The organism is Peribacillus psychrosaccharolyticus ATCC 23296, assembly GCF_000305495.1.
Taxonomy (GTDB): domain Bacteria; phylum Bacillota; class Bacilli; order Bacillales; family DSM-1321; genus Peribacillus; species Peribacillus psychrosaccharolyticus.
Genome location: NZ_AJTN02000255.1, coordinates 19,876 through 28,654 on the forward strand (window position 1 = coordinate 19,876; position 8,779 = coordinate 28,654).

Sequence of the window (8,779 nt, forward strand, 5' to 3'; positions counted from 1 at the left end):
AGTCTTTTATAGAAGGAGTTGAATGAATGTGAACAATGTGATGTCAAATAAGAAAATAATTGCGATATATGTACTCCCAGCATTATTGTTAATCCTTGCGTTAATTTATGTCCCCATTCTTCTGACAGGTTATTATGGGTTAATGAAATGGGATGGAATTGGGAAGATGGATTTTATTGGTCTTGCGAATTATACCAGTCTGATTAAAGATCCAAAGTTTTGGGGTAGTGCCTATCATTCCTTTTTACTGGCCTTATTTTCAGCGATTAGCTTAATCGGCTATTTACTGGTATCAATTATCCTGGCAGGAAAAATTAGGGGAGCTGACCTATTCAGGAAAATTTATTTAATTCCCATGCTGCTCGCATCAGTAGCCATCGCCCAGTTATGGTTAAAAATTTATCATCCAACGAATGGAATCTTAAATAATTTATTGACCTCGATGGGGGTAGAAAACACGCCAGAATGGCTTGCAGATCCCAAAATCGCTTTATATGCGATTTTTATTCCAATCATTTGGCAATATGCAGGGTTTTATATATTGATTTATTACGCTGCCCTTAAAAATATTCCCGAATCATTAATTGAAGCAGCGAAGATTGATGGCGCAAGCGCATGGCAGATTGCAGTGAAAATTAAGCTGCCTCTGATTATGAACGTAATCAAGATTACGATTGTTCTTGCTGTAGTAGGTTCCTTAAAGTATTTCGATTTAATCTATGTCATGACCGACGGGGGACCTAATGGTTCAAGTGAAGTGATGGCTTCGTATATGTACCATCAAGCGTTTCGAGGATTTGATTTCGGATATGGAAGTGCAATTGGATTTTTCCTATTAATTATTTGTTTGGTGGTTACATGGGTGATCACTAAGCTTACTGCTTCTAAAGAAGACGTGAATTACTAAGGTGAAAGGAGGAAATGTAATGAGCACATTACAAACGAAATCAAGTGCACTACCTGTAAAAAAATCAAGTACACCCTTGTCATCGGTGGGGAATAAGGCCGCATACGGTTTCTTATATGTGGTATTAATCATCCTAGCGATCTTTCAAATATTCCCTATCGTTTGGCTGTTTCTTTTTTCACTAAAAAACAATCAGGAAGTATTTAATATGTCACCGTTGTCCTTCCCAGCAGATCCGAAATGGGAAAATTATGTGCGGGTGTGGACAGAAGGAAATATCAGTCAATATTTTCTTAATAGTGTGGTGTATACCGTATCTGCCGTAGTCTTAACGGTATTACTAGCCAGTATGGTGACTTTTGCAATAACGCGTATGAATTGGAAATTGAATAAACTGGTTCTGGGTTTATTTATGGTCGGACTAATGATTCCGGTTCATTCAACCTTGATTCCTCTTTTCAATACATTTTCTAAACTTAACTTGATTGATAACCCTCTATCCATCATTTTGTCATACACAGCTTTTAACTTGCCAATTACGATTATGATCTTATTGGGCTTTTATCAAACACTTCCGAAAGAGGTTGAAGAAGCTGCAGTAATGGACGGGGCTTCTGTCCACCGGATCTTTTTCCGGATTTCCTTACCCATGTCGATGCCAGTCATGGCAACAGCAGGCATTATTAACATGATTTATAACTGGAATGAATTTGTTTTTGTTAATACGTTTATTAGTTCAGAGAAATATAAAACTTTAACCGTCGGCATCCAAAACTTTATTGGTCAATATACCACAGATTGGGGAGCAATCGGTGCAACGTTGATGATAAGTATTCTACCGATATTACTAGCCTTTTTAGTAATGAGCAACCGGATTGTCGAAGGAATCGCAGCGGGATCTGTTAAAGGGTAGGGAACAACAAACTTTAAGAAAGTGGTGAAAAGAATGCCTGAAAACCTTTTTTTAATGCACATCATTCTCCTATTGGCGCATTTTCAAGTTTTACCTTAGGCTTTCCAGGAAACGGGGGAGGGTTTGATTTAGAACTTGGCCGGTCACCAAAGCAGAATATTTTTATTGGAGCGGAGTCTCTCGCTAAGGAAGGGATGTATGATACACTCCCGTTTTTCTCTCTCCCTGATGAAGATGAAAGTAAAAGATATGATATTGAAAATCCTGATCCTAATCCTGATAAACCACGAATTCTGAATTCTTTTCCCAAAGACGTGATTAAACGTGACTTCAAGCTTGGGACAGATACGTGGGCTGCTGGAGATTTGAGTTTCACCATCTACTCACAGGTAAAATCAGTTCCAAATCCAGAGACAGCCAGTGAGGAGGAATTGAAACAGACACTTGTTCCGGCAGTTCTTGCAGAGTTTACGATTAACAATACAGGAAGCACAAAACCTCGGCGTGCCTTTTTTGGATACCAGGGCAATGATCCCTATAGCTCCATGCGGCGTCTTGATGATACTGGCTCAGGCGTAAGGGGAGTTGCGCAGGGGCGATTAACGGCTATAGCTACGAATGATTCTAGTGTGAAATCTGCGCAGCATTTTAGTATAGAAAATATTTTAACGGAAACACAAGAAGAAAATTGGACATTCGGTCTTGGTTCAGTCGGAGCACTGATTATGGACGTACCTGCGGGTGTATCTCGTACCTATCAATTCGCATTATGCTTTTATCGCGGAGGACTAGTGACGGCAGGAATGGACAGCTCCTATTATTATAGTAAATACTTTTCTTCTATAGAGGACGTAGCCTCCTATACACTGAATGATTTCCAGCTGTTAAGGGATTCAGCGATCGAGGCAAATCAATTAACAGAGGGGGCCCATTTATCCGATGATCAAACATTTATGCTGAATCATTCGATTCGCAGTTATTATGGAGCAACGCAGCTCCTCAATACTGATGAAAAGCCTTTCTGGGTTGTAAATGAAGGTGAATATAGAATGATGAATACATTTGACTTGACCGTCGATCAGGTATTTTTTGAATTAAAAATGAATCCTTGGACAGTAAAAAATGAGCTTGATATGTTTGTAAAGCGGTTTAGCTACCACGATCGAGTGAGATTTCCCGGTGAGGAAAAAGAATATGATGGAGGAATTTCTTTTACTCATGACATGGGTGTAGCGAATACCATTTCTAGGCCGCAGTACTCTTCCTATGAGTTATACAGTATTGACGGGTGTTTCTCCCATATGACTCATGAACAGCTTGTCAATTGGATTCTTTGTGCCTCTATATATACGGAGCAAACTCAGGATTATGATTGGTTACAACGAAACAAGGAAACCTTGGAATCCTGTTTCCATAGTATGCTGAATCGAGATCACCCAGAGCCGAATAAAAGGAATGGCATCATGGGATTGGATTCTTCAAGAGTGATGGGTGGAGCGGAAATTACAACCTATGACAGCCTTGATGTTTCGCTAGGACAGGCCCGTAATAATTTATACTTGGCAGGAAAATGCTGGGCTTCCTATATTGCACTAGAAAAATTATTTAATGAAATTGATCTTCCTGAACTCAGCAGGATTGCTGGAGAACAAGCAGAGAAATGTTCGGAAACTATGGTCAGTTATATGACTCCATCTGGATATATTCCAGCAATTCTTGGTGAAGGAAATGATTCGAAAATTATCCCGGCTATCGAGGGGCTGGTGTTTCCCTACTATATGAATTGCCATGAAGCTTTGGATGAGAACGGCCGATTCGGTCCATATATTCAGGCGCTGAAACAGCACTTTGATACGATTATGACAGAAGAAATTTGCCTTTTTGAGGATGGAGGCTGGAAAATCTCCTCGACCAGCAATAATTCATGGCTGAGTAAAATTTATTTGTGTCAATTTATTGCTAGAGAAATATTAGGCAAAGATTGGGACGAGGCAGGTGTTAGAGCTGATAAAGCCCATGTAGAATGGCTGACGCATCCTGAATTATCAATCTGGAGCTGGAGTGATCAGATTATCTCGGGCGAAATTTCCGGCAGTAAATATTATCCTAGAGGTGTTACCAGCATTCTTTGGCTGGATGAAGGCCGCATTGGATCCTAACTAAAGGATGGAGGAGGTGACAACAATGGATAAAACAACCGCAGGCGGTTTTTACACTCTTTGCAGCTGGATCACAAAAATAGCTTATATTAATCTATTATGGATCGTTTTTTCTATAGCAGGTCTTCTACTATTTGGGATCATGCCAGCGACCATTGCTATTTGTACCGTAGTAAGAAAATGGTTCTTGAAGGAAGCTGAATTTGCGATATTCCCTGTATTTGTGTCCACATATAAACAAGAATTTTTTTCAGCCAATAAACTCGGTGTTCTATTGTTGTTATCTGCTTGTTTTTTACTTGCTGATTTTCTTTTTTTGCAAAGTGTGGGCGGATTGATTCAGGTTATTTTTACTGTGCCGCTTATCATAGTAATCTTCCTGCTTACTGCTATAATCCTGTACGTTTTTCCGGTTTACGTACATTTTGAACAATCCTTCTTTTTGCAAATTAAAAATGCGCTGCTGATAGCAATTGTTAATCCATTGCACCTTTTCTTGATGATGATAACCATATGTGCAGTAGGTGTTATCTATTGGCTGCTGCCTAGTATAATCCCATTATTTGGAATATCATTGATCACAGTTCTCGTGATGTTCTTCGCATTAAAGAGCTTTGCTTCTCTTGAAAGTCGTCAAAAGGAATCAATCTAGAACACAAAGACTCCTAGTGAGTCTTTTTTGTTTAACTAAATGAGTATGTAGGGTAATTAATTAGTTTATATCGCTCTGAATATGTCGGCAGAGTAAAGGGGAACTTTAAAAATACATAAGTAAATTATTGTAAAATTAGTAAAAACCATATATAATACAATTAACAATTAGTTAATCATTAATGAATAGGAGTGGGGTGATATTTTGCTGGATGAGTTTATTGATCCTAAAGAAGCTTTAAAGGAGTACGATGTAAAAAAATATCGTACGCCTGATGGATATACAAGTGATATAGCAATTTTTACAATTACTCATGACGAAGCAGCAGTTTATGGCCGTTCGTTAAGGATTCTTCTTATAAAAAGAGCTCGATCTAATGTTGATGGTTCACCCAATATTGAGGGAGGCAAGTGGGCGCTGCCTGGGGGATTTATTGATCCGCAAGAAACAGCTATTGAAGCGGCAGCACGTGAGTTAGCGGAGGAGACAGACATCCGAGGTCTTCATTTAAAGCATTTTGGGGTGTATGACAGGGAAGGACGCGATCCGCGGGGCTGGATGATTACCAATGCTCATTATGCGGTCGTACCTGAACATCTTTTAGAGAATCGAAAAGCGGGAGATGATGCAGCAGACGTCAAAGTCCTTGAAGTAATGGATGCGCTTAATCAGGAACTTGCTTTTGACCACAGATATATTATTGAGGATGCATTGGCGCAAATTCGATTGGATATGGTTCAAACTACCTTAGCAAAAGAGTTCCTACCAGAAGAATTCACCTTGTCAGAACTACGTAATGTTATTCTTTGTACTGCCGGGGATATTGTGAATGAAGTGGTAAAGTCTGAACCTTTTTTCTGGAGAAAAGCACCTAAATTTCCGTTTCTTGAGGCAGTTCTTAATAAAGATAATAGTCATAAAACGACACAAAGAAACTCGAAATTTAAAACAAAGCTCTATCGTTTTACAGATTATATTCCTATAAAAAGTATTTATAAATAAGCGGGCTCTATAGATTAACCATTACTTTATCTAAAAGGAGTGTCGGGCGATGAATAAAAAAGCATTGATTAATATTGATTACACGAATGATTTTGTGAATGGTGCTCTTCCAGTAGGAAAACCAGGTGAAGCAATTGAAGAGAAAGTGGTTTCATTGACGAAAGAATTTCTAGATACGGAAAATTACGTTGTGCTTGCAATTGATGTCCATGTGAAGGATGATCCATTTCACCCTGAAACGAAATTATTCCCTCCACATAATCTAGCTCGAACAAAAGGTCGTGAATTATATGGTGGTTTAGCGGAATTCTATGAAGAGAATAAGAATTCCGAAAAGGTCTTATATATGGATAAAACTCGTTATTCTGCGTTTGCTGGGACCAATTTGGATATCTGGCTTCGTGAACGCGGTGTCACAGATCTTCATTTAATCGGTGTCTGCACGGATATTTGCGTCTTGCATACTGCAGTCGATGCTTATAATAAAGGGTATAAAATTACGGTTCATAAGGATGCTGTGGCAAGTTTTAATCAAGCAGGTCACGAATGGGCGTTGGGTCATTTTGAAGGCAGTCTGGGAGCAACTATTCTTTAAATGGGAGAGGGGAAAGTCATGAAGCAATACAATGATGATGGATGGGCATTGCATACAGATTTATACCAAATTAATATGGCAGAGACATATTGGAAAGATAATATTCATCAAAGAAAAGCTGTTTTTGAACTCTATTTTCGTAAACTTCCGTTTGGAAATGGCTATGCCATTTTTGCTGGACTTGAAAAAGTAATTGAGTATATTAAGAAATTCCATTTTACTGATAGTGATATAGCTTATCTAAAGGATGAACTTCACTATTCAGAAGAATTCTTAGCATATCTTAAAGATATGACCTTCACTGGTACGATTAAAGCGATGTCTGAAGGGGAGCTTGTCTTTGGAAATGAGCCTATATTGCGTGTTGAAGCACCCCTTGCTGAAGCGCAGATTATTGAAACAGCCATGTTGAATATTATCAACTATCAAACTTTGATTGCAACTAAGGCATCAAGAATTAAACAGGTAATTGGCACAGAAACAGCGGAATTTGGAAGCAGAAGAGCTCAGGAAATGGATGCTGCTATTTGGGGAACGCGTGCCGCTTTTATCGGCGGTTTTGATGCGACGAGTAATGTTCGGGCAGGTAAGCAGTTTGGCATACCGGTCGCTGGTACCCATGCACATGCATTAGTTCAGGCATATCAAGATGAATACAAGGCTTTTCATAAATATGCTGAAACCCATAAAGACTGTGTGTTTCTAGTGGACACCTATGATACCTTGAAATCGGGTGTACCAACCGCTATTAAAGTGGCCAAGGAACTAGGAAGCAAGATTAATTTCAAAGGGATACGTCTAGACAGCGGCGACCTTGCTTATTTATCTAAAGAAGCTCGAAAAATGCTGGATGATGCTGGCTTCCCGGATGCAAAGATAACCGCCTCTAATGATTTGGACGAATATACCATCATTAACTTAAAGTCTCAGGGCGCACGAATAGACAACTGGGGAATCGGTACGAAACTAATTACAGCATACGATCAACCGGCACTTGGAGCCGTCTATAAACTGGTATCGATTGAGAATGAAAATGGAACCATGATCGATACAATAAAGATTTCTGGTAACCCAGAGAAAGTCACCACACCTGGTCTTAAGCGTGTCTACCGAATTATTAATAGCAGCAGCGGAAAAGCAGAAGGTGATTATATTGCACTTGAGGAGGAAAACCCACAAGAAGAAGAGCGCTTGAAAATGTTTCATCCTGTTCACACCTATGTAAGTAAATTTGTTACCAATTTTATAGCAAAAGAACTTCATAAGGACATATTTATTAAAGGAGAGCTGGTTTACAAACTACCGGACCTTAAAGCGGCTCAACAATATACCTTTGAAAATCTTGAGCTGTTATGGAATGAATACAAGCGATCCCTGCATCCCGAAGAGTATCCCGTCGATTTGAGTCAAAAATGCTGGGACAATAAAATGAAAAACATTGAAGAAGTTAAACAAAAGGTTCAAGAGCGTCTGCAAGTAAAATAATCTTGTAGGGGGAGAAGCAATGGGCAAAATAGGAATATACGGATCATCCTTTGATCCGGTCACTAATGTCCATTTATGGACAGCGTCTACGATCGCTAATAGAGCGAAGCTTGACCGTGTCATTTTCCTTCCATGTGCCAATAACCGAATTGATAAGCAGATGAAAACAAGTAATGATCATCGCTGGAACATGCTTCAAATGGCGATAGCAGATAATCATAAGTTTGAAGCGAGTGATTATGAAATGAACGAGCTTGCGGGTACAAGTAAGCAGTACACTTGGTACACGATGGAATATTTTACAGAGGTATACCCAAATGATGAGCTATATTTCATCATGGGAGCAGATCTTCTTGTTGAGATAGACAATCAAGATCTGCCCATTCATAAACGCTGGAAACATCGAGAAAAGCTGATAGCTAATCATAAATTTATCGTCATGGCACGGGATGGGATTGATATGTTAAAAGCCATCTCTAAAAGTCCACTGCTCCGCAATGCCGATGACGGCAGGAAGTTTCATCTAATCGATAAAGGATTGCAAATGGAAATCAGCAGCTCTTACATCCGTGATGAACTGGCAGCAGGAGGCGAACCTAGATACCTTTTACCTGATCCATGTTACCAATATATAATGGAGCAAGGGCTGTATCAGAGAGAATTATCATAATTACTATACTAGTAAGGCCGTCGAGAAATCCTTGACGGCCTTTACTAATATGTAATGCAAATAATACACATCAAACCTTCCGTACACTATTTGCCCGTTTCCGCACAGAAACTCTTCTGTTCCGCACACTTTTAGCTCCCATTCGCACATAAAGAAGGCTAAGAGGGTAAAAAACCTTCAGCAGTGCAGGTTGGAAGGCGATTTGTTTGTTAAAAATAGTGTATTTGCCTTTATGCCGCCATGTAGGATAACTCGGATCCAGCTTAAGGACACTGTTTCAAACCCCCCACAACTATAATTATGCTTACCCGCATCAAGCCTTCCGCACGCTAAACCGTCTGAAGCGCACACAATTTGCCCGGTTCCGCACACAAAAGAGCTTCAAGCGCACAGAAA

General features: G+C 39.5%; 8 protein-coding genes. All 8 read left to right on the plus strand.

The annotated features are described in order from the left end of the window. The first annotated feature begins 28 nt into the window (after window positions 1-28). Complete coding sequence (locus WYK_RS21410) at window positions 29-907, plus strand: carbohydrate ABC transporter permease (protein ID WP_040376473.1); 879 nt, start codon at window positions 29-31, stop codon at window positions 905-907. A gap of 19 nt (window positions 908-926) precedes the next feature. Next, window positions 927-1,820: a carbohydrate ABC transporter permease gene (locus tag WYK_RS21415; RefSeq protein WP_040376467.1), complete on the plus strand. Its 894-nt coding sequence runs from the start codon at window positions 927-929 to the stop codon at window positions 1,818-1,820. 71 nt (window positions 1,821-1,891) lie between these two features. After that, window positions 1,892-3,979 (plus strand): glycoside hydrolase family 52 protein, encoded by a 2,088-nt coding sequence (locus WYK_RS21420; RefSeq protein WP_051387825.1) that lies wholly within the window; start codon window positions 1,892-1,894, stop codon window positions 3,977-3,979. Between the two features lie 25 nt (window positions 3,980-4,004). Next, entirely contained in the window at window positions 4,005-4,631 is a 627-nt protein-coding gene (locus WYK_RS21425; RefSeq protein WP_040376468.1) for a YesL family protein, read from the plus strand. Window positions 4,632-4,835: 204 nt separating this feature from the next. After that, entirely contained in the window at window positions 4,836-5,633 is a 798-nt protein-coding gene (locus WYK_RS21430) for an NUDIX domain-containing protein (protein WP_235782581.1), read from the plus strand. A 49-nt stretch (window positions 5,634-5,682) separates the two neighbouring features. Further along, window positions 5,683-6,228 (plus strand): cysteine hydrolase family protein, encoded by a 546-nt coding sequence (locus WYK_RS21435; protein WP_040376469.1) that lies wholly within the window; start codon window positions 5,683-5,685, stop codon window positions 6,226-6,228. A gap of 18 nt (window positions 6,229-6,246) precedes the next feature. After that, window positions 6,247-7,713 carry a nicotinate phosphoribosyltransferase gene (locus WYK_RS21440; protein ID WP_040376476.1) on the plus strand — a complete coding sequence of 489 codons (1,467 nt, stop codon included), beginning with the start codon at window positions 6,247-6,249 and terminating at the stop codon, window positions 7,711-7,713. 19 nt (window positions 7,714-7,732) lie between these two features. Further along, window positions 7,733-8,383: a nicotinate (nicotinamide) nucleotide adenylyltransferase gene (gene nadD, locus WYK_RS21445; protein ID WP_040376470.1), complete on the plus strand. Its 651-nt coding sequence runs from the start codon at window positions 7,733-7,735 to the stop codon at window positions 8,381-8,383. Window positions 8,384-8,779: the final 396 nt, after the last annotated feature.